Source organism: Nocardia sp. NBC_01388, from assembly GCF_045040085.1.
In the GTDB taxonomy this organism is placed as follows: Bacteria; Actinomycetota; Actinomycetes; order Mycobacteriales; family Mycobacteriaceae; genus Nocardia.
This window is the reverse complement of record NZ_CP109553.1, coordinates 2380460-2403778: the sequence shown is the minus strand read 5'-3', so window position 1 is coordinate 2403778 and position 23319 is coordinate 2380460. Positions and strand designations below refer to the sequence as shown.

Below are 23319 nucleotides of genomic sequence, written 5' to 3'. Positions count from 1 at the left end.
GGTCTCATGAAACCGGCAGGGCAGCAACGGATTTACTGTCAGTCCTCCACGCGCAGGGCCTGGCGAATGGTCAGGCGGCCCTGGGTTTGCATGAGGGAGCGGCGGTAGAGCTTCTCGGCGATCGATACCGTGCCGTAGGTCGCGGCCGCTGTCAGCAGGAGCGCGATGATGGGCTCCCACCACGCGGCGGTGCCATCGGCGAGGCGGCTGGGCATGGCGACGACGGAGACGAGCGGTATATAGGAGGCGATCACCCGTGCTGGGCCGGAGAGGAAGATTCCGGCGAACAGCACGATCATGATGACCATCGACAGTGGGGTAGAGGTGGATTGGAGATCCTCGCTGCGGGTGGCCAGCGCGCCCGCCACCGCCCACAGGCTCGCCAGCGCGAGGAAGCTCACCACGAAGAACACGATGAACCAGCCGGCGGCTCCGGCGATCGGCGCGAGCTGATCACCCTTGCCGGTGGCGACCAAGCCGATCAGGCCCGCACCGACGAACAGGGCGAGCTGACCGAAGGCCATGGTGGTATTGCCGACCACCTTGCCGATCAGCAACTGCCGCAGCGGAATCGCGCTGGCGAGGATCTCGACGATGCGATTCTGCTTCTCCTCCACCACGCTCTGGGCGATGGCGATGCCGAACAGCACCGACGCCAGGTAGAACAGCAGGGCGAAGACGATAGCCGCGAGTTTCGCGAGCCCGGGATCGACGGTCGCCTTTTCGAGCAGAATGTAGTTCACCGTGCTGCCGCGGCCGAGTTGCTCCAGTGACGTACCCGCGGCAGTGGCATTGTGCTGCAGCGTGATCTGCTGGACGGCGGCGCTGAGATAGGTGGAGGCGTCGTCGTTCTTCGCCGCCTTGCCGATCAGCTGCCAGCCCGAATCCACGGACAGCAGGCCGACATCGACGGTGCCGTCGCGAACCTGCTGGTCGAGGGTGGCGGCATCGGTCACCTCGTGCGTGGTGAAATCGATCTTCTTATTGGCGCTGTGCGCCAGGCTGTTCGCGGTGGTGACGATCTGAGCGGTATCGCTGCCGACGATCGCCACGGCGACATTCGTGGTGCGACCGCTGATAATTCCGCTGATCGTCAGCGAGGCCACGATGGCGACAATCGTCACGATCGTGGAGATGAGGAAGCCGCGGTCCCGGAGCTTCACCGCGATTTCCCGCTGGGCGACGATGCGCCAGACGCCCGCGGGGGCGGATTCGGCTGTGCGCTGGGCCGATTCGGGTGCTGGGGAACTCATGCCGTCACCTCTCGGTAGATCTCCGACACCGTCGGCCGCACCTCGGTCAGCTCCCGTACCGAGCCGCGCGCGAGCGCGGCGGTGAGCAGATCGTCGGTGCTGGCCTCGGTGAGTTCCAGGAGTACGCCCGCGCTGTTGTTCTCGATGACATGAACTCCGGCGAAGTCGTCGAGCCACGCGCTGTCGCCGCCGACGACCAGTCGATACCGCGCAGGACCCGAATTGCGCAGCTGCGCAGCCGGTCCCTGCGCGACCACACGACCTTTCGCGAGAATGACCAGATGGTCGCACAGGCGCTCGACCAGATCGAGCTGATGCGAGGAGAACAGCACCGGGACGCCTTGCGCGGCATACTCGCCCAGCAGTTCGGCCATGGCATCGACGGCGACGGGGTCCAAGCCGGAGAACGGCTCATCGAGAATCAGTGCGGCAGGCTGGGTGATGACGGCCGCCGCGATCTGCACCCGCTGCTGATTGCCCAGCGACAATGACTCGAGCTTGTCTTTCGCCCGATCGCCGAGCTGGAATCGTTCCAGCAATTGCAGCGCATGCTTTCTGGCATCGACCGCCGCCAGCCCGCGCAAACGCGCGAGATAGACGAGTTGGTCGAGTACCGGCTGCTTCGGATACAGGCCGCGTTCCTCCGGCATATAGCCGAAGGATCGCCGATCCGCCGCGGTCACCGCCCGGCCCTGCCAGTTCACGGTGCCGCCGTGGGTTGCCAAGACGCCCATGATCATTCGCATGGTGGTGGTCTTGCCTGCGCCATTACCGCCCACAAATCCGGTGAGCGCACCGGGCTGCACGGTGAAGGACACATCGTCGACAGCGACATTGTCACCGAATCGGCGCACCAAATGCGCGACTTCCAGCATGAATTCTCCCCATACGGTTCGACCGGCCGACTCGGGCCGGCCGGGTTCTCATCTACTGCTAGCGGCGTCCGGTACCCGGTTCGTCGGCGACCAGATGCAGTCGTCGATCCATATCGGAGACGAACACCCGCTCCGGGTCGACGGAATCGCGGATGCGCCGCCATTCTTCCAGTCGCGGATACATTGCCCGCACCATCTCCGGTGAGGTGCGCGAGTCCTTGGCGAAGTACAGCCTGCCCCCGGCCGCCAGCACCCGCTCATCCAATTCCGTGCAGAACTCGTGCAGTCCGGGCGCGATCGGAAAGTCCAGGCTGAGCATGAATCCCGGATGCGGCCACGACAGCGGCGCGCGGTTGCCCGGGCCCATGCGCTTGAACACATTCAGGAACGAGGGATGCCCCGAGCGCGCTATCGCACGCACCGCATCGGCCAATTGGTCCTCGGTCCCGAACGGCATCGACAGCTGGTACTGCAGGAAACCGCGCTTGCCACAGGCGCGATTCCATTCCCCGAGCAGATCCAGGGGGTGATAGAACTGCGTCAGATTCTGGATCCGCCCGCGTGCATGCTTCGGAAGCGCGTGATGTGCGGCCTCGGCGAGGATGCGGGCCGTGAACCTGTTGACCATCCCGCTCGGGAAGATATCGGGCACCGTGAACAGCTGCGGCGCATCGAACTTCAGTGGATCGGCGCGCATTTCGACCGGCAACTGGTCCAGTGTGGCAAGCGATCCCCGGCTGAACCCGGCTCGCCCGAGCTTCGCCCCGGTGCTGATGGTGTCGGGCACCGACATCGAGTATTCGTAACCGTCGTCCGAACCGCCCGTGAGCAGTTCCATGGTCTCTTCGAGTGATTCGGTGCGGTCGTTGTCGACAATGAAATACGCGGTCTCGGTGTGCTTCATCCGCACTCGCGCCCGCACGACGATCCCTGTCAACCCCATCCCGCCGATGGTCGCCCAGAACAGCTCAGACCCCGCACCCTCCGGCTCGAGCCTGCGCACCGAGCCGTCCGCTGTCAGCAGCTCCATCGACACCACATGATTGCCGAAACTCCCATGCGAATGATGGTTCTTCCCATGGATATCGCACGCAATAGCCCCACCCACGGTCACCTGCCGCGTCCCCGGCAACACCGGCACCCACAACCCGTGCGGCAAAACGGCTCGCATCAACTTGTCGAGGCTGACCCCCGCATCCACATCTACCACACCACTATCCGGATCCACACTGTGAATCCGATCGATAGCAGTCATATCGACAACCAGCCCACCCCCATTCTGCGCCGGATCCCCATAACTCCGCCCCAGCCCCCGAGCAATAACCCCCCTGGGCCCCACCTCGCGCACCGCCCGAGCCACCTCATCGACATCAGCCGGCGAAAGCACATCCGCCACGGTGGAAGCCGTCCGACTCCACCCACTCAAAGGCCGCCGATCGATCACCGTTCCCCCTGAAGTGATAGTCACCCGGCCACGGTAACCCCGCTTCCCCCACCTTGTCCGCCCCGCCCCTAACCGGCCCCTAACCAGGGGGTGCTCCGCGAGCATCGTGCTCTGCCCATCCGGTGGGGGGCCGGTTGTAATCGCCGACAGCCGGAGGGTTCGCGAGGTCATCGCCGTCGTCGAGGGAAACCACATTGGCATCACATGTCGCCCCCGGAACGCAGGTTCACAGAAAGGCGCAGACGTACGTCCAATGTGTGAAGATCACAGCGTCACGTACGAATCATGTTGACATACGGGGGAATTGAATGGCATTCGCTGAAGATGCGGCGCGTCAGCTCGTTGAGCGGATCGGCGGTGGGGCGAGGCAGCGGCTCGGGGCTGTCGGCCAGCGCGTCTCCCACAAGATCGGACTCATGTTGGCAGGGAACCCGCAAGCGCTCGGGGAGGCGCTCGGTGACGAGAACCATTCTGCCGTAACCGATCCCGTCGTGGGAAACAACTGACGAGGGACCTCGGTCTGGCCGGTGCCGACGAGAGTGGTGGCGCCCTCCGGTCGTCACCGTTGATCCAGCCCGAACCGGCTCCAGCACTCCGGTGACCGGCGCCGCAGACAGGGGCATCGGCGCCGAAATGCGGCTCGCGCAGCGGTGAAGTATCGTCCTCGGTGTCGGCGAAGATTATGTCGGCATGGCGCGAATAGTCATGCGTGCCATCGAGATTGGCGTGGTTACCAAGGGGTGCAGAGTGAGTCGTCGGCGCCCGCCGGATCTGCCGTTTCCACCCATAGTGAACTCCGAGGATCGCGCTGTCCCGGAAAGATTCTTCCCGCAAGGAGACAGATGATCACCGTTCCTGCGTTCTTCGAACGATCAGGCGAGGAGTTCCGGCCGTTACCACTCGCCCGCAGCCTCTGGTCAGACCAGGCTCTGCTGGGTCCTGCGGTGTGCGGGTTACTCGCGCACGAACTCGAGCGTCAGTGTCTGCCGGAGGGCTTCAGCCCGGCGCGGTTCTTCGTTGAACTACACCGGCCCGTGCCTGCGGTCCCACTCTCGGTGCGTACCAGCATCTCTCGCAACCAAGGACGTCTGTGTGCCGCCAGCGCGGAACTCATGGCAGGGGACAAGCCCGTGGCGCGAGCCACTCTTGCGTTCCTACGGAAGTCGGGGCCACCGCCAGGTGAGATGTGGACCAGCACTCGCAAACCGCCAGTCCCTCCGGACGACTTTCCCGACGACCAACAGCTCTACGCAAGTGACGAGTTCGGCGGATGGTCAACCGAACTCGGCGACCACATGAACTCATCGCGTAAAAGGACGTGGATGCCGCGGGTGGGCGAGCTTGTCGCCCGCGAGAAACTGAGTGCCTTCGTAGCCGCGGCGATCCTCGGTGACCAGGCGAATCTTGTGTGCCACTGGGGGACGGAGGGGGTGGGCTACATCAACATTGATCTGTCAATGACGTTCGCCCGACTACCTGAGTCCGTTCCGATGGGGATGGGGATCGAGGTGGACAGCCAATTCGCCGCCGAGGGCATCTCCTCCGGAACCGCGATCGTCTACGACCATGATGGTCCGATCGCCACCGCGACGGTCAGTGCTCTCGCTAACCCGCTCCGTCAGGTCGATCTGGCATCCCTAGGCAAGGAATCGGTCGCCGAGGCCTCCTGAGCTTGATCTCACCCCTGGGTGGTGTGGCGGTTCGAGTCGCTGGTCCACCACAGCGACGGCGAAGTCCTGCCGACACGTATTGCGTGCCCATTATGTCCACAGTGACCGATTCGCGACGTCCGCATCTGCCCCCGGGGTCCGTGTCCACGACGACAGGCGGTGTCGGTCGTCGCGGACACGGCTTGTGGGGACCCCGGTGGCTACGCCCTGTGCCCGGTGAAGTTATCCGGATACGGCGATGTCGGCCGTCGTGTGTGGGTCTCCTCGGGGCTCACAATTATCAAGTCGAGTTGCCTGATCAAGGATTGTGGAACCTGTCCGCCCTCGAAATGGTCGGGTCCGGGAGCGATCACAGCCTGCGCGTCGAGGCGAGTGGCCTGAGCCTTGAGCCGGGCCAGCGGCGGCCGTCCCGACAGCGGGTCGTAGCGGACCATTCCGGAGAAGTCGTATCCGAGGCGAGCCGCGAGATCGCGAATCTGCGATTCGTCCCAGAACCGGTTGGTTCCGGACACATCGGTCCGTAGAAAGCCCAATGCTGTTGGCTTGTAGCGCATTGCCTCCCCTTGCGGTCCCCTCGCTCGGAGCCGGCATCCGCCGAGCGCAGCAGAAGGTCAACGAAATCGAGTCGGCCACTACGCTCATTCGTGGTTACGATCCTGCTCTGATACCCGGTCTGCTCCAGACTCCGGAGTACGCGGAAGCGATATTCCGACAGGTCGCGGACTTCAATCGAACCCCGAGTGATGCCGAGGAAGCGGTCGCGGCACGGATGGATCGGCAGCAGCGATACCTGTATCGAGGCAACCGGCGAGTCCACTACCTCATCGGCGAACAAGCCCTGTACACGACGGTTGGCGACGACGATGTCATGTTCGGGCAGCTCGACCGGCTCCTGACCGCGATGTCACTTCCCAGAGTGCTCCTGGGCATCATCCCAGCGATGGCTCAGTACCTGGTTTCCTCAACGAATTTCATCATCTACGACAACCGCCTGGCAGTCATTGAGGGCGTGACCGCAGCAGTGACCATCACACAGCCGCGTGAACTGGTGGCATTCGGGCGCGCCTTCGAGGTGCTCGCCGATCAGTCAGCAACGGGAGACGGTGCACGCAAGTTGGTCACCAAGGCATCGGAGGCTCGACGAATTGCTGTCACCAGTGGCGAGAGGGATTTCCGGCTGCCACTTGTTGAGTGAAGCCTGACAAATGCCCCCGTTCGATCGCGGTGCTACACAGTGTCGACAGATCGGGTGAGGGTGATGAGGGGGATCTCCCACTGGACTTGGGATTGGAACTGGGTGATGGACTCGGCGACCGCAGGGGAGGAGTCGACAATTCCGTGCCAGACGCGGGTGCGGACGTCGCCGGTGGCGACTGTTGCTGAGACAGGCCAGGATTCGGTGCCTACCTCGATGGTGGCGGTGGGGTTGGCGATCAGGTTGAAGTACCAGCCGGGGCGGTTGGGGCGGCCACCGTTAGCGGCGAAGATGACCACGTCCTCGCCGCGCCGGACGTAGGCCAGGGGCCATGTGCGCGGTTCACCGGTGCGGGCGCCGACTGTGGTCAAGAGCAAGAGATCCCGGTCGGTGAACTGTGCCACCTTTCCATCGTTGGAGCGGAATTCGTCGATGATGCCTTGGTGGAGCTGCTGGCGTGCTAGATCGGTCATGCGCCTACCAACTGATCTGGGCTGCAGGATATTGCCGGAACTGCCGTATCACTCGAGGAGAATCATGGAATTGCTGAGCCCTGTGCCCACCATCAAGGGTCCGGACACACTCTTCACGGGCCACGTTTGGATCGACACCATCTATCGCGGTGAAGACCCGTCCCGTACCCGATTGAACTCTGTGCGCTTCAGCCCCTGCGCTCGCACTGCCTGGCACACCCATTCCGTTGGCCAGACCCTGCACGTCACCGAGGGTATCGGGGTGGTCGCGACTCGTGACGGGCGAGTGATTGTCATGCGACCCGGTGACACTGTGTGGACGCCGCCGGGTGAGGAGCATTGGCATGGTGCGACCGCGGAACACTTCATGACACATCTCGCGCTGTGGGAAGGCGACGAGGTCACCTGGGGCGTGCACGTCACCGATAAGGAGTATGCCGACGCGCAGCCGACAACGAACGGCGAATCGCACTGACTGTCAGCACAATCGGGACCTCGAAGGCACCGGTGACGGCGCGCATGGGGTCAGGGGACCAGCACGATGCGCTGCCCGGGGGCGGTGGGGGTTTTCCACGCCTGCTCGACCTGATCCAGTGGCATCGGGAGCGGATTCACTGCCAGGGTGCCGGAGGCGATTTCTGTTACGAGGGAAGGTAATTCGGCGAGGATGCCCGCTGTGGTCACTGAACCCTGGCCGCTGCCCATGATATTCAGATTTCCCGCGCGCAGCAGGAATGACGGGAGCGTGATGTCGGCGCCGGCCATCGAGCCGATCTGTATCCAGGCCAATGCTTTCGAGCGGTCGGTGCGGGCGGTCAGTAGTGCGGGCATGGCCAGTTCGGTGGGGTGACCCCACAGGTAATCGATGACGACGTCGACATCTGCGGCCGCCCGGGCGAGACGGTCGGTGACCTCGGTGTCGCTGCCATCCAGGCTCACCACCTCGTCGGCGCCGAGGCTCTTGACCAGTTCCAGGCGTTCCGCATCGCGGCCCGCGCCGATCACCCGGGCGGCGCCGAAGTGTTTGGCAATCTGGACCGCAAGCTGTCCGGCATTGCCGGTCGCGCCCATGACCAGCACGGATCCGCCCGGTTGGAAGGCGACGCGGCGGCGCAGCGCCACCCAGGACGACATGGCGGGATTCATGGCGGCGGCCACGGCAATCGGATCGGTGCCCGCAGACAGGGCGATGGCCCGCCGACGGTCAACGACGGCGTATTCGGCCATGGTCCCCAACGCGGTGTCCTGGGCGACGAAGTAGAGCAGTTCACCCTCAGCCGTGCGACCCACCGCGTCGACGCCGGGGATCATCGGCAGAGAACCGTCGGAGCTGTAGTGACTGCCGTCCGCTGCTGAGCGGACTCGTGGATGTAGCCCTGCCGCAACAACATTCACGAGGACGTCGTGCTCGCCCGAGGCGGTCGGCGTCGGGAAGGTGTCGAAGGTGGGCGGGCTGTCGAAGGAACGGACAACTGCGGCATGCATGAGGTCTCCTGATTCTGCGCCGGCGGGATGTCGGCCGGCGGCCGGAAGGTGTCGCCGCCAAATTGGTTCGCGACACGTACTAATTTCCTTCAGATTAGTTTGTGTCGCGTACTAGGTCAAGTAGGCTGGCGGTATGACCACTGATCCCGTCTCGACGGTGTTCACCGACAGCAAGCCGCTGAACACGGTGGATGCCCTGGTCCAGCTGTCTTTTCTCATCCAGCGCGTACTCGGCGCGGTCGGTGCCGAGCACGACCTGTCGATCATTCAGATCAGGCTGCTCGGCGTCCTGCGGGACCGTCAGCCCGGAATGCTCGAACTCGGCGCTCACCTCGGCCTGGACAAATCCTCCATGACCGGCCTGGTCGGTCGCGCCGAGAAACGCGGCCTGGTCCAGCGCTCGCCGTCCCCGCGAGACGGCCGTGCGGTCCTGGTCTCCCTCACCCCGGCGGGCAGTGCGCTCGCCGAGCGGTGCACCACGGAGATCGGCCGCCGAATCATCGGTCTCACGGATGGGCTCAGCACTCCCGAACTGGTCGAACTCACCCGGCTCAGCGATGCCGTCGTGCGCGCGGCCGGAACCCCGGCGGTGAAAGACTAAGTCACACAGCGACTCCCGAGTCCGGCACCCCCGCATAATCGGGCAGTTCGACACCGTTGATCGCGTGATCGATCAGCTCGGGGTCCCACTCGGGCTCGGCGCTGGGCTCGGCGTCCGGGTCGGGGACGGCGAGGCTTCGAACGTGCAACCGGCCGATCTCCTGATTGGCCTCGACGAACGAGCGCATCCGCTTCTCGTAGCCCGCGAACCCGGCCTCCGGATCCCACCCGGACGCGGCCAGCTCTCCGGCCAGCAGATAGGCGCCGACCAGCGCCAGCCCGGTGCCTTGACCGGACATCGGCGACGGGCTGAACGCCGCGTCCCCGAGCAGCACCACGCGCCCATTCGACCAGCGGTCCATGACCACCTGCGCGACTTGGTCGAGGTAGAAGTCAGGGGTGTCGTCCAGATGCGCGAGGATGCGCGGGGTCAACCAGCCCATATCGGCCGTCCGCTCGCGCAGTAGGCGCTTCTGGGCCTCGATATCGCGGTAGTCGACCTCGAAATCCCCGGCGGAGAAGGAGAGCATGGCCATCGCCCGGGTGGTGTCCCGGAGGGGCCGCAGCCCAGCCGAGCGACCGGACTCCTGGAAGTCGATGAGCCAACGGTCCAGCCCGAATTCGTTTGGCACACTGTAGAAAGCCAGCACAAGCCCGAGATGGCGGATGAACCGCTCCCGCGGCCCGAAGACCATCTCGCGTAGCGATGAGTGCAGCCCGTCCGCCCCGACCACCAGATCGAAGCGCCGCCGGTCACCGCCGGCGAAGGTCACATCGACCCCGTCCGCCTCCTGGGTGAGCTCGGCGATCCGATCGCCGAAGAGGTATTCGACCCCATCGCGGGTGTCGTCGTACAGCACGTGGGACAGGTCTCCGCGCAGGATCTCGATCTCCGAGATGTACCCGTCGCCGCCATCGTCCTCCGCACGATAGGTCTCGAGCACTTTCCCGGCCTCGTCCACGGTGTACGCGCCGGCGGTCTGAGTCCTAGCCGCGCGCACCGCGTCGTCCAACCCCATGCGCCGGATGACCTCCTTGGTCACCCCGCGCGCATCCACCGCCTGCCCACCGGGACGCAGCTCGGGAGCTCGCTCGACCACGGTCACCTCGGCCCCTCGCCGGCGCAGCCAGTGCGCCAGCGCGGGTCCCGCGATGCTCGCTCCTGCCACCAACACTCTGGTACCGCTCACTGCGCCTCCCTCACCTGTCCGGATCACGCCCGGAACGTTTGCTCTGTCCCACCTCTATCGGTGTATTCAGTGGTATGGACGCCGGATCCACCGAAAATTCATCGGTGCAGCCGAGATCATCTCCACGCTATTGCGAACGCCCGGAGCCCACGGACATGTTCGGATATTGGCGGACCACGCGTTGCCGAGTGGCTTCACACCCCCGTCTGGCCGTCGATCCGAGCAGCGACAAACCTCGATGGCTCCACGGCCCGCAGGCGAAGCTGATCGGCGGTGAGTCCGGAACACTTCCGGGCCAAAGTTTCTCGATGGAATTCCAGGATGCTGCCGAACTGATCTCGACCCGTTGATCTTCAGACATGCCGTGTGGCCGCATGATGGAATTGCGGTGGGGGTCCCGGCGAGAACGTTGATTATTCGGTGGCGAGTGCGCAACGACCGGGAGTGGCAGATGGTGACGATCATCGGTGGCGGAATTGCGGGTTCGGCGCTGGCGGGAGCGCTTGCGCGGCAGGGGAAGTCGGTGCGGTTGTATGAGGAGCGCTCCGCCGGCTCCGGTGGGGGCGCATTCCTGTTCATCGATGATCGCGGGCATCGTGCGCTTGCGAGCCTCGGAGTGGATGCTGCTGCGGTTGATGCCGGGTCCTATCCGGTGACCGGGGGCATCACATCAGCGAACAACCTCGGGCGGCGGGGTGCGGCAAACGGTCGCGGACACCGGTTTTGGATGCGCCGCAATCTGATGGCGATCCTGGAAGACTTTGTTGCCACGTCCGGCGCGGAGGTGAACTACGGCAAGCCGGTCACCGATATCGTTTTCACGCCGGGCAGATACACCCTCGTTCAGGGTGATTCCCGCACTGCCGCAGACGATCTCATCGTAGGCGCTGACGGCACAGATTCGGTTGTGCGAGCCGCCTTCGAACCCGATCGACATCCGGAGTACGCCCGCGATGTGGTGGTGTACGGCATGACGAGTGAGCCCGTCACTCTGCCGACCGATCCGTCGACCCTGCATTTCTATGCGGAAATCGCGGCCGACGGCAGCCCCTTCAGCACCTTCGGGCACATCTGGCGCCCCGGAGACAGCGCAGCGGTCTGGTTCGTGCGAATAGCTCGCGCCCCACTGACTTCCGGCGATGACATTGGTATGCGGCCGATCGCTGACTGGGCGGATGCGATTCGCGACGCGACACCGTCGAACAAGGTGCTGATCGACGTGTTCCTGGCAACCACCGAGGGGGTCCACGTGAGCAATGCACGCAACGTCCCTCTGGCCACGGCCTCGGCGCCGTCCGAGCGGGCACTGCTGGTCGGGGATGCCGATCACGCCATCACCCCGGCTGCGGGCGTCGGCGCCCGCGACGCCCTGGAAGACGTGCGCGCGGTCTACGATGCGGTGGTGGCGGGTACCTCGCCCGCAGTCGCCATGGCAGAGCGCCGCCGGCGGATCATCGCGGACCGGGAACTCGTCCGCCGCCGCAGCGCCCGATAGCCCTTTTCAGGAGGTTGCTATGTGTCGCCTGTTCGGAATGTCGGCCGCACCGCAGCGGGTGCGCGCCACCTTCTGGTTGCTGAACGCGCCGGACAGCCTCGTGCAGCAGAGCCATCGGGAGCCCGACGGGGTCGGTCTCGGCACCTTTTCCGCCGACGGTTCGCCGCTGGTGGAGAAGCAGCCGATCGCGGCGTATCAAGCCATGCAGTTCGCACGCGAGGCCAGAGAGCGCGAGTCGGCGACTTTCATCGCGCACGTGCGGTTTGCCTCCACCGGCGGTCTGGAAACACGCAATACGCATCCGTTCGAACAGCGCGATCGGCTCTTCGCGCACAACGGGGTGTTGCAGGGTTTGGACGAGCTGGACGCCGAGCTGGGGGAGTACCGCAGCCTGGTCCAGGGCGATACGGATTCGGAACGGTTCTTCGCCCTGATCACGCAGCGCACCGATAGGCGCGGTGGTGAGGTGACCGCGGGCATCGCCGATGCCGTGCACTGGATCGCCGACCGGCTGCCCGTCTACGCGCTCAACCTGATTCTGACCACGGCCACCGACATGTGGGCGCTGCGCTACCCCGATACGCACGATCTCTTCGTCCTGGAACGCCCCGCGGGCGGTCAGCATCTGGACCATGCCGGTCACGCCGGAATCCGTTCGCACAGTGGACAACTCGCGGACCACCCCGCCGTTGTCGTCGCCACCGAACGCATGGACGCTGACCCGGGGTGGCGGCCGATGGCCTCCGGTGAACTACTTCATGTCGATGGCGCGCTGGGCGTGCACTCGACCATCATCATGAATTCTCCACCGCGCCATCTGCTTTCACTCGCAGACCTCGATCCTGCCGCAGCCGCCTCGCAAGCCGCGGTATGACGGATCCGCCACGTCACGCCACCTCGGAACCGCTCGCGAGGCCGACCCGGCCCTCTGATGTGGCGGGCGATGGGCGGTAGTCCTCGATTGTCATGGAGTTGTACAGTCGTGCGGTTTTGGAGACGAGCCGGATGAAGGCCCGGCTGGGCCCCGTGGGCAGCGCGGAGATCAAGCGTGTGCCCTGGACCAGCCCCGACACTCCCGGCCGCGACGCGGGGACCAGAGTCTTCGCCGCGCTCAATGCGGCTGCCCGGCTGCCACGCACGTGCTCCGCCATCGCGCGCTCGTAGGCGGGGAAGGCGCGCTCGTGGTCACCGCCCGCCCGCGCCAGCTCCCCGGCGAGGATGTACGCGCCGGCAACCGCCAGGGTGGTGCTGCCGCCGACGGCTGGTCCGGGGCTGTAACCCGCATCCCCGACGAGCGTGACTCGGCCCCGGGACCAGGTGTCCATATGGACCTGGGTGATCGAGTCGAAGTAGAACGCCGAGGTGCGGTCCAGCTCATCCAGGCAGCGGTCCACGTCGGCATGAAAGCCGCCGAATGCCTTGCGTAGCAGCTCTTTCTGCCGGGACACGTCACGATGGCCGAGGTCGAGCTCATGCTCGCTGCGGTACAGGAACAGTGCCCGCGCATCGCCCAGGTGCCGCGCGCCGTAGATGCCGACGGTGCGGCCGACGCCGACGTGAATGCGGAGCTCGCCATCGAGGCCGAAGGTGTTGGGCAGGGTCAGCACTCCCAGATAGGCCCCGATGAAGGAGCTGAAACGGGACTCCTCACCGAAGACGAGGCGGCGCACATTGGAATGCAACCCGTCGGCGCCGACAATGAGGTCGAAGTGTCGCGGCGCGGTGTGCTCGAACCGCACCTCGCCGTCGGGCGAGATCGCTGTGATCGAGTCGCCGAAGAGATACTCGACATCGTCGCAGGTGGCGTCGTAGTAGATCTCGCTCAGGTCGTCGCGCATGATCTCGAAGTGCCGGTCGGACGTGGCGCCGAAGATCTTCGAGAGGTCCACCCCGACGGGTCGCCGTGCGCCCTCCCGGCGGAGTGTCATCCGCTTTGTCCTGCTCGCCCATTCCTCGACGCGCGGGAGCACGCCCATCTGCTCCGAGATGTCCACCGCGGGCTGGAACAGGTCGACCGCGTGGCCGCCGGTTTTCCGCGGCACCGCCGCCCGCTCGACGACAGTGACCGAGAAGCCGTGTCTGGTGAGCCAGTACGCCAGCACCGGACCGGCGACGCTGGCGCCGGAAATGAGAATTCGCATGAGCCTGCTCCTTGGAACGTCCGAGCTGTTCTTTGACACGTTGTAAGAGTTCGCTATCTCTTACAACGTGTCAAGGCTATGGCCGAACGCCTAACATTCTCGGAATGGCCGACTCGCATGACACCGCCGCGCCGCCGCGCCGCCCTCGATCCGACGCCAGGCGCAGCATCGACGCCATCCTCAATGCGGCCCGGATGGTGCTCGGTGAGCGAATCGACGCGAGTATGGAGGACATCGCCGCCGCGGCCGGCGTCACGCGCCAGACCGTCTACGCGCACTTCTCTTCACGCGACGCCTTGATCGCCGCCCTGGTCGCGGCCGCAGCCGCCGAATATGACGCTCTGCTCGACGACGCGGGCCTCGATACCGCCCCGCCCGCCGAAGCGCTGGCCCAATTCCTCAGCGCCGGTTGGCGATTCCTCGGCCGCTACCCCATGCTGCTGAACGCCACGGCGGCCGCGATCCCGCGGCCCGAAAGTGACCCCCACGACTTCGGACCCCCGCGGCTCGAACAGCTCATCGAGCGAGGCCAGCGCACAGGGGATTTCGATCCGTCACTCCCTGCGGCATGGCTTGCTGCTGTCATCTTCGGACTCCAGCACACCGCCGTGGCGCAGGTCGCCGCCGAGCGCCTCGTCACCGATGAGGCGGAGGCGCTGTGCCTGGAAACTACCTTGCGTCTCTGCGGCGGAGCACTATAGCGCTGAGTCTCGAATTCAGCTGCAGCAGTTGGGATCCAGTACCAGGCAGAGCGCCGAGAGCGCTTCCCTCCGGGCCCGGTGATAGATATTCATGCCCCGCCGCTCGGACTCGATCAGTCCGGCCTTCTTCAGCTGTCCGAGGTGGTGGCTGACCGTCGACTCGGCCAGTCGCACCGCTACCGCGAGCTCGCCGGTGTTCTCCTCGCCTGCCGGGCTGGTCAGTAGCAGTGACATGAGCTTGACCCGCACCGGATCGGCAATCGCCTTGAGGCGCAATGCCACTGCCAATGCGGCATCGTCGCCGATCGGCCCGGCGGCCACTGGTGAGCAGCAGACCGGAGCGGACATATCGATGATCGGCAGTGCCTTGGGCATGAAACCCACCTTACCGACTGCCTTGACATATGTCGAAGAGGTAGCAGAAACTGGACCCACCAGTGATTCGACATATGTCTCACAAGTGGAGGTTCTGATGTCTCGTGTTCAGCTCGCCCTCAATGTCGACGATCTCGACCGTGCGGTCGCGTTCTATTCGACCCTGTTCAACACCGCTCCTGCCAAGCGGAAGCCCGGATATGCCAACTTCGCCATCGCGGAACCGCCGCTGAAGCTGGTGCTGCTGGAGAATGCGGGTGCGGGCGGCACCATCAACCACCTGGGCGTCGAGGTCGAGGCCTCCGAACAGGTGCACTCGGAGATCGCCAGGCTCTCGGCCGCCGGAGTGTTCACCGAGGAGCAGATGGCGACAACGTGTTGTTTCGCGACCCAGGACAAGGTGTGGGTCACGGCTCCGGATGCTGAACGCTGGGAGGTCTACACCGTGCTGTCCGACAGCGAAACCTTCGGCGTGACAACGGAGATCGGACTGGCCGGCGATGGCGGACAAGGCCCATGCTGTGGAACCGCCGACGAGGCTGCCGCCGTGAGCGCCTGCTGCGGCAGCACGGCAAAGGCTGATGCGATCGCGTCCGGCTCCGGCTGCTGCGCCTGAATACATCGATGACCATAGTGAAACGGCGGCTGCTGGCCGAGTTCCTGGGTACTGCGCTACTGGTATGTGTAGTCGTAGGTTCCGGTATTGCGGCACAGCAGCTTTCGCCCACCGACATCGGCTTGCAGCTGCTGGAGAACTCGACGGCGACCGTGCTGGGGCTGGCTGTGCTGATTCTGGTGTTCGGACCGGTATCGGGTGCGCATTTCAATCCGGTTGTCTCCGTGGCGGACTGGTGTGCGGGCCGCCGCCACGGCACCGGCTTGACCGGCGCGGAACTGGTGGCATACATCCTCGCGCAGATCGCGGGCGGAAGCCTCGGCGCCGTGCTGGCGAATGTCATGTTCGATCGGTCCGCGATCCAGATCTCCACCCACCATCGTGTCACCTCGGGACACCTGATCGGCGAGATCGTCGCCACCGCAGGCTTGATCGCGGTCATCTTCGCACTGGCCCGCAGCCATCGCGGCGGGCTCTCTGCGGCCGCGGTCGGCGCGTACATCGGTGCCGCGTACTGGTTCACCAGCTCCACATCCTTCGCCAACCCCGCAGTGACCGTCGGCCGCATGTTCTCCAATACGTTCGCCGGTATCGCTCCCGCCTCGGTACCGCCATTCCTGATTGCCCAATTCATCGGCGCCGGAATCGGATTCGCACTCATCAGCGTCCTCTACCCGAATACTCCCGCTGCGGCCGACGACGTCGTCGTGCCCCACCCGCCGAACGGAGCGGACCTCCCATGACCGACAGCCCCAGCGTCCTTTTCGTCTGCGTGCACAACGCCGGACGTTCACAAATGGCTCACGGCTTTTTGAACCACCTAGCCGGTGACGCGATAGAGGTTCGTTCCGCAGGCACCGCGCCCGCCGAATCCCTGAACCCGATAGCCATCGAAGCAATGGCCGAACTCGGCATCGACATCACCACCCAACAACCCAAAATCCTGACCCCCGACACCGTCCAAACCAGCACAGTCGTCATCACCATGGGTTGCGGCGACGCCTGCCCCTACTTCCCGGGCATCGACTACCGCGACTGGCAACTCGCCGACCCCGCCGGCCGAAACCTGCCCGCAGTCCGCCTCATCCGCGACGAAATCCAGAAGCGCATAACCGATCTCATCACCGAACTGCTCCCTGATCTGGAACAGGGACACCACCGCACCAACTGAACCGGTGCCGCGAAACCGGCCTGAACGGTCAATCTTTCGCCCCAGGCGGCAATTTTCACCGCCCCAGCGAAGTTTGTGACCGCTCAGGCCGACTCGGCACCGACCAGCCGCAGCACTGCGATCTGACTACTGTTGATCCGCATGACGCACAGCGCGATCGAGCTCACCGCGGAGTTGGTCCGGACCCTCCTGCGTGACCAGCATCCCGACCTGGCCGACTACCCTGTGTGGCTCGGCGCCCGCGGCTGGGATAACCAGCTCTGGCGGCTCGGCGACGATCTGGTCGTCCGATTACCCTGGGCGACAGCGTCTGCCGACGCCCTGCTGTACAAGGAGTACACGTGGGTCCCCATCCTCGCCCCGCGTCTGCCACTACCGATTCCCGTTCCGCAGCGCTTCGGTGAGCCCTCCGAGCGTTTTCCGCATCCCTGGATCGTCACAACCTGGGTGCCCGGCGCACCGGCCGACCGCGCTCCCGTCACGTGTCCCATCGAATCGGCCACCGCCCTGGCCGCTTTCGTGACGGCATTGCACCAACCCGCCTCCGAACAGGCGCCAATCGGCCGAGACCGCGGAGGGCCACTGGCCGACTATTCCGCAGGGTTCGCCAAACAGCTTGCCGCAGCCACCGAACTGGGACTCATCCACGATCCGGACGCCGTCCGTGCAGTCTGGGAACAGGCTGTCGCGGCGCCCAACTGGGATGGGCCGCCACTGTGGCTGCACGCCGACCTGCATCCCGCGAACGTTCTCACCACTGCGGGCACCATCAGCGGCGTGATCGATTTCGGCGACCTGTGCGCGGGCGATCCGGCCTGCGACCTCGCTGCCGCGTGGATTCTGCTGCCCGACAACGCCATTGACCTCTTCCGCAACGCCTACCGACCGACCCCGGACGCTGCGACCCTGCTCCGCGCCCGCGGATACGCCGTCCTACGCGCCCTCGCCGGCCTCCTGATCGGCGACGCCGGCGTTCGCGGACTCCCGGGCGGCAAGCCCACCTGGGGACCACCCGCTCACGCCGCACTGCAACGCCTCATCTCCACTGCCGACCACCGATAACGTGCCGGGAGGAACTGCGAAGTAGCAACGTGGCGAATGCATCTCGGGCAGTGCTCGTGCTACCCCCGCAAGTGCGCGCGGGACGACGCGACCCCGTGCAGACCTCGGCAGCGGACGACCGCCGCCAGGATCGATGTGCCGGTACTTCCAGGTGCTGGAGGTGCGGACCGAGGGTGCGGTGGAGCATATCGAGGCGCTTGCGCAGCGCTACCTCGGCGGGCCGTATCCGTGGTTCGGGGGGACGGGATCAGGTGCGGGTGGTGTTGGTCATCGAGCCGGAGCGGATCAGGGGGATCCGAGTGGGCGAGATCGCGGCGTCCGAATCTCGCCAGCCTGGTGAATCGGTCACCGCGAGGATCGGGAGCATGACAGTCGATGTGATGACCACTCTGCGAGCCTTCTACGCGGCCGAGGCGGCATACCTCACCGAGGGGGCCGAATTTCGAGCAGCTGGCCGCGCACCTGGCCTCGGACGTGGTCATGTACCAGGCTTCCAGCCTGCCTTACGGCGGCGAATGGCGTGGGCACGAGGGCTTTCGCGCATTCATCGTCGCCATGGGTGAGAACTGGGGCGGCTTGTGGTTCGACGAGCAGCAGTTCGTCAGCGATAACGATCGGGTCGTGGTCTACAGCCGCGGCCGCCTGCGTGCTCGGCGCACCGGGCGAATGCTGGAAACGTCACTGCTGCAATGGATCAGCTTCAAAGATGGTCTGATCACCGAGTTCCGTCCGTACTACCACGACACCTCCGCAGTGCTGGCCGCACTGACCACAGAATCGAATCCCTGATCCGCGCCACAACCTTACGGACGACGAACGGGCGTCAGCTGATCCGAAATCAGCTGACGCCCGTCATCGAGAGCGAACTAGTGCGCTGCGGCGGTCAGATCGAACACCGCGAGCCCACCGACATGCTGTTCGGTGTAATGCGCCATGACCCAGTCGAGGATTTCCTTGTTCCCGGCGGGCCGCCAGATGCCGGCGTTCTTGTCCACCGGGGGAACGGGCTTCGGATCCTTGCCGTCCGCCGGCGCCTGATCGGTGCGCCAGGAGTCGGGCAGGTGCACCTCGGGGACGATGTAGTACCCGATCTGGTGGTTGCGGACGTCGTCCTGGAACTGCGGGAGCGTCGGGACGGGATCCTCGGAGATGAAGCCGCCGATGGCCATGACCGAAGTGTGCGTGGCCAATTCGAGGCCGGCGGCCGGGCCGGATCGGTCGATGGCGGCCGACCACTTGGTGGTGGTGGCGCGCAGCAGATCCGCCAGCTTGGGATCGACGTCACCGCTGCCCATCATCATGCTCATCTGACCGCGGAAGGCATTGAGCGCGCCCATATCCCGAGGCGGAGCCGGGGGACCGACGGACGGTCCACCGCCAGTATGCGATTCGGGCAGCGTGGCCGCGGTGTAGGCGATGGACCCGGCCAGGCCCGCGAGCATCCCCGCGACCAGCAGCACCGACGTCGCCCGGGTATCGAGGCGGGCCAGGCGCGCCGCCACCGGAACAGCCGCCAGCAGCAGGCCGATCGCGGTCAGCACGGTGATCGCCAGAATCGTCCAGCGCAGCCACGACTGCCAGTCGGCATTACGCTGCAACACCACGAAGGCCCAGATCCCCATGCTGAGAATCAATGCGGCGCTGCCGATTCGGCCGAACCTATCGGCCCGGCGCTGCCAGAGCTCATGCACGCCGAGCGCGAACACACCGGCGATGGCGGGGGCGATGGCCAGCGTGTAGTACGCGTGCATGCCGCCCTTCATCTCGGAGAACGCGATTCCGTCGATGATCATCCAGAGCCCGAAAACCAGTGCCGCGCCGCGAACGATATCGGTGCGCGGGGCACGACCGCGGGCGATGAGCACAAGTACGAACGCGAGCAGTGCGGCCGGCAGCAGCCAGGAGATCTCGAAACCGATCTCGCCGGTGAACATCCGGTCATGTCCCTGACCGAAGCCGCCGAAACCCTTTCGCACGCTGTGCGGGATCTCGTAGCCCTCGGGCATCTGGAACGGATTCTTGCCGCCCATATGGTTCTGCCCCAGGTAGCGGGCGAAACCGTTGTAGCCGAGCACCAGATCCATGAAGGTGTTGTCCTTCGACCCGGCCAGATACGGCCGCGACGATTCCGGCCACGCAATGGTCAGCAGCACATACCAACCCGAGGACACGATCAGCGCGGCCGCGGCGCCCAGCAGGTGCACCACACGATTGCGCAGCGTGGTGGGCGCGACGACCAGATAGGCGAGACCCAGCGCGGGCAGCACCATCAGACCCTCGAGCATCTTCGCCAGGAAAGCGAAGCCCAGCGCGACACCGGCCAGTGCCAGCCAGCGCCAGCTCGCGTGCGGCAGTGCGCGAATGGTGCAGTAGGCGCCGGCGGTCATGAGCAGCACCATGACCGCGTCTGGATTGTTGAACCGGAACATCAGGGCCACAACGGGTGTCACGGCGAGCACCAGACCGGCGAGCAGACCGGCGGTGCGGCTCAGCGTGACCCGGGTGATCGCGCCGTACATCAGCGCGACCGCGGCCACCGCCATGAGCCCCTGCGGCACCAGCATGCTCGCGCTGCTGAATCCGAAGATCTGCCCCGACAGCGCCATGACCCATTGCGAAACCGGGGGCTTGTCGACGGTGATGAAGTTGTTCGGATCCAAGGATCCGAACAGCAGCGCCTTCCAATCCTTCGATCCCGACCAGACGGCGGCAGCGTAGAAGCTGTTGCCCATCTGATTGACGGTGATGTTCCACAGGTACGCGATGGCCGTGCCGAGGATCAGGACGACCAGCGCGACCCGCTCCCAGCGGCGGGCGGGTGGCAGTGCGGCCGGTGCGGCAGCGACCGGGGTTGTCGATTCGGGTGGAGCGGACTCGGCGGCCTCAGCGGTGGTGACGGTCACCGCGGGAGTCTCGCGCGCGAGACGGTGAGGAGTCTGGCCCGGAGCTGGGAGAATCCTGTGAATTCCGGTCAGCGATCGCGTTGCCCGAGCGTGGAACGCTTTCCATTCACCGCGCGTTGGACGGGCGGTTCCCGCAGCGAAACGTTAGGTGATCGGATGAATGTGCACCGTCGAAGCAGTCTCTGGCGATGGGCGGCAGCAATGTCGTTGTCCGTGGTGATGTCGGGCCTGCTGACCGGGCATGCCTCGGCGGATCCCGCCCCACAGGCTGCGAACGATGGATCACATATCGACCGTGTGGTGCCGATCGACGCGCGACATTCGACCGTGTACGTCTACTCGGCCGCCATGAACCGGGTGATCGCCATGCGTGTGATGCATGCCGCGGATACGAGCGCGCCGCAGCCGACGCTCTATCTGCTCAACGGCGCGGAAGACGGCATCGCGGACAACGGTGTCGAGACCTCGTGGGAAACCAAGACCGATGTCGACGATTTCCTGTCCGACCAGAACGTGAATGTGGTGACCATCCTCGACGGCCGCTACACCTATTACACCGACTGGGCCGCCGACGACCCGCGGCTGGGCCGCAACCGTTGGACGACCTTCCTCACCCAGGAATTGCCCCCGCTGCTCGATGCGCAGCTCAATGCCTCCGGTCGCAATGCCATCGCGGGCGTATCCATGTCGGCCGGTGCGGCTTTGTCGCTGGCCGAGGACGCACCCGGTTTGTACAGCAGTGTCGGTTCGTTCAGCGGCTGCGCCGAGACCAGCACCGATCCGGGCCGCCGGTACGCGCAGGCCGTCGTCCTGTCCGGTGGCGGCAATCCGTGGAACATGTGGGGCGTCGACGGCTCTCCGGGCTGGGTCGAGAACGATCCCTCCACGCCCGCGAATCTCGAGAAGCTGCGTGGAGTGAATCTGTACATCACCGCCGGTGATGCGGGAGACGCTGCTGCCGGACGCACCAATGCCGCCGGGGGCATCCTCGAATCGGTCGTCAGTACCTGCACGCACGAACTGCAAACACGCACCGAGCAATTGGGCATCCCCGCGACGTACAGCTATACCCCGGGCGGTCAGCACGCCTGGCCGTACTGGCAGGACGCCCTGCACGAGGCGTGGCCCAGCTTCGGCAAGTCACTGCGGGGCTGATGCGGGGTTCCCGGTCTCGTCCGCTATAACGTGGCAGGTGTGATCGGACGCAACGGGGTTCGGTGGGGCGCGGCTCTCGGCGTCGCCGGACTCGCGATCGCGACCTACCTGATAGTGCGGCAGGAGTCCGCACCCGATGTGAGCATGCAGCCACTGCCGGAGGCTCCCGGCGGTATCCAGGCGGTGAATCCGCAGGTTCGGGTGTGGACGCGCACGATCACGCTGGTCCGAGGGGACGGCGCCGCTGCCGCGAGCATCGAGAACGGGCAGCCCGGGGACTCGGCCTGGCTCGATCGCAGCGACAGCAGGTTTCACCCGCGAGACGAGATATTCGGCGCCGCAAGCATTCCTGCATCGACTGCCGCGCAGCGCGGCCCGTTCTACCGGTACGCCGGTGGCCTGCTGCGGGCCTGCGGGAAGGCCGCAGATCGCCCCGAGATCCGGTGCACCCGGTGGGCCGGGCCCGCCGATCCGCCGCCCGATCAGCGCATGCGGGCCGTCGAGCGATTGCTGGAACGCTACGACCACGGCACCGGACTATGGGAACAGGACGCGAGCACCTGGCAGAGCGCCAAAGCCCTGACCACGGTGATCGACTATATGAGTCGCACCGGTGACCGGCAGTACCTCGGCTATGTCGACGAGACGTATCGGCACGGCGATATCGCGCGCACGGGTGTCCCCGTCCAGACCGGATACAACGACGACGCGCTGTGGTGGGCGCTGACCTGGATCCGTGCCTTCGATCTCGCCCACGAGCCGCGCTATCTCGACGCCGCCCGAAAGATCGTGGACGGACTCGGTGACCAGCGGGCATCGTTCTGTGCTGGTGGACTGGCTTGGGCGCGTACGGGAATCGACCCGGACCTGCATCCGTGGACCCAGGTGAACTCGATCACCAATGGGCTGTATCTGACCGCGACCGCTTTGCTGAGCACGCGGGTCGAACCCTCGGACCGCTCGTCCTATCTCGCGCGCGCCACGACGACCTGGGACTGGTTCACCACCGGGGCGGGGCGAGCACTGCTCGGCCCGTCCGGTGTGATCAACGATCACCTCGACCAGTACGGCGGCACGTGCGTGCTCGTCGACGAGAACCGTCGATGGACCTACGACCAGGGCATGCTGATCAGCGGACTGGTGGCGCTCCACCGGGCAACGGGAAACGGCGCTCTGCTCACCTCCGCCGACCGGATCGCCGCGGCCGCGACACACGACGGTTCCGTATTCATCCAGAATGGAATCCTGAACGAGCCCAGCGCAACAACCTGTCCCGGGCCCGACTGCCATGACGCCGAAACATACAAAGGCGTCCTCGTCCGCGGTTACCGAGAACTGGAGGACACCGGCCGTTCCACGGTCGCCACAGCCGAATTCCTCACCCGCCAGGCACAGTCGTTGCGCGACACCGCCGATGAGTACGGCTTCCGCTGGCAGGGGCCGCCGCGCGACGACGACCATCCCAATTTCGCCACCCAGACAGCGGCATTGGATGCGCTCAATGCCGTATGAACA

The 23319-nt window shown here is 65.5% G+C and carries 26 protein-coding genes; 14 read left to right on the top strand and 12 right to left on the bottom strand.

All coding sequences use genetic code 11. From position 1 onward, the window contains the following. Positions 1 to 38 precede the first annotated feature (38 nt). The 4 genes from OG716_RS11670 to OG716_RS11655 form a co-directional block, all read right to left on the bottom strand. On the bottom strand, positions 39 to 1253 hold the full coding sequence (locus tag OG716_RS11670; protein ID WP_405137652.1) for an ABC transporter permease: 1215 nt from the start codon (positions 1251 to 1253) through the stop codon (positions 39 to 41). Then, positions 1250 to 2128, bottom strand: a complete 879-nt coding sequence (locus OG716_RS11665) for an ABC transporter ATP-binding protein (protein WP_405137651.1) — start codon at positions 2126 to 2128, stop codon at positions 1250 to 1252. The genes OG716_RS11670 and OG716_RS11665 overlap by 4 nt, the downstream gene beginning before the upstream one ends. 58 nt (positions 2129 to 2186) lie before the next feature. Then, positions 2187 to 3596: an FAD-binding protein gene (locus OG716_RS11660; RefSeq protein ID WP_405137650.1), complete on the bottom strand. Its 1410-nt coding sequence runs from the start codon at positions 3594 to 3596 to the stop codon at positions 2187 to 2189. A gap of 248 nt (positions 3597 to 3844) precedes the next feature. Then, positions 3845 to 4042: a hypothetical protein gene (locus OG716_RS11655; protein WP_405137649.1), complete on the bottom strand. Its 198-nt coding sequence runs from the start codon at positions 4040 to 4042 to the stop codon at positions 3845 to 3847. Positions 4043 to 4414: 372 nt separating this feature from the next. Between OG716_RS11655 and OG716_RS11650 the strand changes: the two genes are divergently transcribed. Then, a complete protein-coding gene (locus OG716_RS11650; RefSeq protein ID WP_405137648.1) occupies positions 4415 to 5242 on the top strand; it encodes an acyl-CoA thioesterase domain-containing protein in 828 nt (275 codons plus the stop codon). A 200-nt stretch (positions 5243 to 5442) separates the two neighbouring features. Here the strand turns inward: OG716_RS11650 and OG716_RS11645 are convergent, their stop codons facing one another. Further along, positions 5443 to 5754, bottom strand: coding sequence for a hypothetical protein (locus OG716_RS11645; protein ID WP_405137647.1), 312 nt, complete (start codon positions 5752 to 5754; stop codon positions 5443 to 5445). A gap of 20 nt (positions 5755 to 5774) precedes the next feature. Between OG716_RS11645 and OG716_RS11640 the strand changes: the two genes are divergently transcribed. After that, on the top strand, positions 5775 to 6437 hold the full coding sequence (locus tag OG716_RS11640; RefSeq protein WP_405137646.1) for a DUF5753 domain-containing protein: 663 nt from the start codon (positions 5775 to 5777) through the stop codon (positions 6435 to 6437). 32 nt (positions 6438 to 6469) lie between these two features. On the opposite strand, the gene OG716_RS11635 is transcribed toward OG716_RS11640, so the two are convergent. Next, positions 6470 to 6910 carry a nitroreductase/quinone reductase family protein gene (locus tag OG716_RS11635; RefSeq protein ID WP_405137645.1) on the bottom strand — a complete coding sequence of 147 codons (441 nt, stop codon included), beginning with the start codon at positions 6908 to 6910 and terminating at the stop codon, positions 6470 to 6472. A 64-nt stretch (positions 6911 to 6974) separates the two neighbouring features. Here OG716_RS11635 and OG716_RS11630 point away from each other — a divergent pair, with 64 nt between their 5' ends. After that, positions 6975 to 7385 (top strand): cupin domain-containing protein, encoded by a 411-nt coding sequence (locus OG716_RS11630; RefSeq protein ID WP_405137644.1) that lies wholly within the window; start codon positions 6975 to 6977, stop codon positions 7383 to 7385. Positions 7386 to 7435: 50 nt separating this feature from the next. On the opposite strand, the gene OG716_RS11625 is transcribed toward OG716_RS11630, so the two are convergent. Further along, on the bottom strand, positions 7436 to 8395 hold the full coding sequence (locus tag OG716_RS11625) for a zinc-binding alcohol dehydrogenase family protein (RefSeq protein WP_405137643.1): 960 nt from the start codon (positions 8393 to 8395) through the stop codon (positions 7436 to 7438). Positions 8396 to 8528: 133 nt separating this feature from the next. Between OG716_RS11625 and OG716_RS11620 the strand changes: the two genes are divergently transcribed. Next, the gene (locus OG716_RS11620) at positions 8529 to 8996 is read left to right on the top strand and encodes a MarR family winged helix-turn-helix transcriptional regulator (RefSeq protein ID WP_405137642.1); all 468 of its coding nucleotides are present in this window, start codon (positions 8529 to 8531) and stop codon (positions 8994 to 8996) included. A 1-nt stretch (position 8997) separates the two neighbouring features. Here OG716_RS11620 and OG716_RS11615 read toward each other — a convergent pair whose 3' ends face one another. Beyond that, on the bottom strand, positions 8998 to 10185 hold the full coding sequence (locus OG716_RS11615; protein ID WP_405137641.1) for an FAD-dependent monooxygenase: 1188 nt from the start codon (positions 10183 to 10185) through the stop codon (positions 8998 to 9000). A 427-nt stretch (positions 10186 to 10612) separates the two neighbouring features. On the opposite strand from OG716_RS11615, the gene OG716_RS11610 reads away from it, so the two are divergent. Further along, on the top strand, positions 10613 to 11680 hold the full coding sequence (locus tag OG716_RS11610; protein ID WP_405137640.1) for an FAD-dependent oxidoreductase: 1068 nt from the start codon (positions 10613 to 10615) through the stop codon (positions 11678 to 11680). Between the two features lie 19 nt (positions 11681 to 11699). Continuing rightward, entirely contained in the window at positions 11700 to 12554 is an 855-nt protein-coding gene (locus OG716_RS11605; RefSeq protein ID WP_405137639.1) for a class II glutamine amidotransferase, read from the top strand. Between the two features lie 13 nt (positions 12555 to 12567). On the opposite strand, the gene OG716_RS11600 is transcribed toward OG716_RS11605, so the two are convergent. Next, entirely contained in the window at positions 12568 to 13821 is a 1254-nt protein-coding gene (locus OG716_RS11600) for an FAD-dependent monooxygenase (protein ID WP_405137638.1), read from the bottom strand. A gap of 104 nt (positions 13822 to 13925) precedes the next feature. Between OG716_RS11600 and OG716_RS11595 the strand changes: the two genes are divergently transcribed. Further along, positions 13926 to 14522 carry a TetR/AcrR family transcriptional regulator gene (locus tag OG716_RS11595; RefSeq protein ID WP_405137637.1) on the top strand — a complete coding sequence of 199 codons (597 nt, stop codon included), beginning with the start codon at positions 13926 to 13928 and terminating at the stop codon, positions 14520 to 14522. A gap of 15 nt (positions 14523 to 14537) precedes the next feature. Here OG716_RS11595 and OG716_RS11590 read toward each other — a convergent pair whose 3' ends face one another. Further along, entirely contained in the window at positions 14538 to 14897 is a 360-nt protein-coding gene (locus OG716_RS11590) for an Rv2640c family ArsR-like transcriptional regulator (protein ID WP_405137636.1), read from the bottom strand. Positions 14898 to 14994: 97 nt separating this feature from the next. Between OG716_RS11590 and OG716_RS11585 the strand changes: the two genes are divergently transcribed. From OG716_RS11585 to OG716_RS11570, 4 genes are all read left to right on the top strand, one after another. Next, on the top strand, positions 14995 to 15513 hold the full coding sequence (locus OG716_RS11585; protein ID WP_405137635.1) for an ArsI/CadI family heavy metal resistance metalloenzyme: 519 nt from the start codon (positions 14995 to 14997) through the stop codon (positions 15511 to 15513). A gap of 8 nt (positions 15514 to 15521) precedes the next feature. Continuing rightward, on the top strand, positions 15522 to 16256 hold the full coding sequence (locus OG716_RS11580) for an aquaporin (protein ID WP_405137634.1): 735 nt from the start codon (positions 15522 to 15524) through the stop codon (positions 16254 to 16256). Then, positions 16253 to 16684, top strand: a complete 432-nt coding sequence (locus OG716_RS11575) for an arsenate reductase ArsC (protein ID WP_405137633.1) — start codon at positions 16253 to 16255, stop codon at positions 16682 to 16684. The genes OG716_RS11580 and OG716_RS11575 overlap by 4 nt, the downstream gene beginning before the upstream one ends. Before the next feature lie 141 nt (positions 16685 to 16825). After that, positions 16826 to 17746 (top strand): aminoglycoside phosphotransferase family protein, encoded by a 921-nt coding sequence (locus tag OG716_RS11570; protein ID WP_405137632.1) that lies wholly within the window; start codon positions 16826 to 16828, stop codon positions 17744 to 17746. Positions 17747 to 17993: 247 nt separating this feature from the next. Here OG716_RS11570 and OG716_RS11565 read toward each other — a convergent pair whose 3' ends face one another. Next, entirely contained in the window at positions 17994 to 18134 is a 141-nt protein-coding gene (locus tag OG716_RS11565; RefSeq protein WP_405137631.1) for a hypothetical protein, read from the bottom strand. A 62-nt stretch (positions 18135 to 18196) separates the two neighbouring features. Between OG716_RS11565 and OG716_RS11560 the strand changes: the two genes are divergently transcribed. Next, a complete protein-coding gene (locus OG716_RS11560; RefSeq protein WP_405139637.1) occupies positions 18197 to 18535 on the top strand; it encodes a nuclear transport factor 2 family protein in 339 nt (112 codons plus the stop codon). A gap of 77 nt (positions 18536 to 18612) precedes the next feature. On the opposite strand, the gene OG716_RS11555 is transcribed toward OG716_RS11560, so the two are convergent. Next, positions 18613 to 20649 carry a glycosyltransferase family 39 protein gene (locus OG716_RS11555; protein WP_405137630.1) on the bottom strand — a complete coding sequence of 679 codons (2037 nt, stop codon included), beginning with the start codon at positions 20647 to 20649 and terminating at the stop codon, positions 18613 to 18615. 201 nt (positions 20650 to 20850) lie between these two features. Between OG716_RS11555 and OG716_RS11550 the strand changes: the two genes are divergently transcribed. Next, complete coding sequence (locus OG716_RS11550) at positions 20851 to 21804, top strand: alpha/beta hydrolase (protein WP_405137629.1); 954 nt, start codon at positions 20851 to 20853, stop codon at positions 21802 to 21804. Between the two features lie 39 nt (positions 21805 to 21843). Beyond that, positions 21844 to 23316 carry a glycoside hydrolase family 76 protein gene (locus tag OG716_RS11545; RefSeq protein WP_405137628.1) on the top strand — a complete coding sequence of 491 codons (1473 nt, stop codon included), beginning with the start codon at positions 21844 to 21846 and terminating at the stop codon, positions 23314 to 23316. The last annotated feature ends 3 nt before the right edge of the window (positions 23317 to 23319 follow it).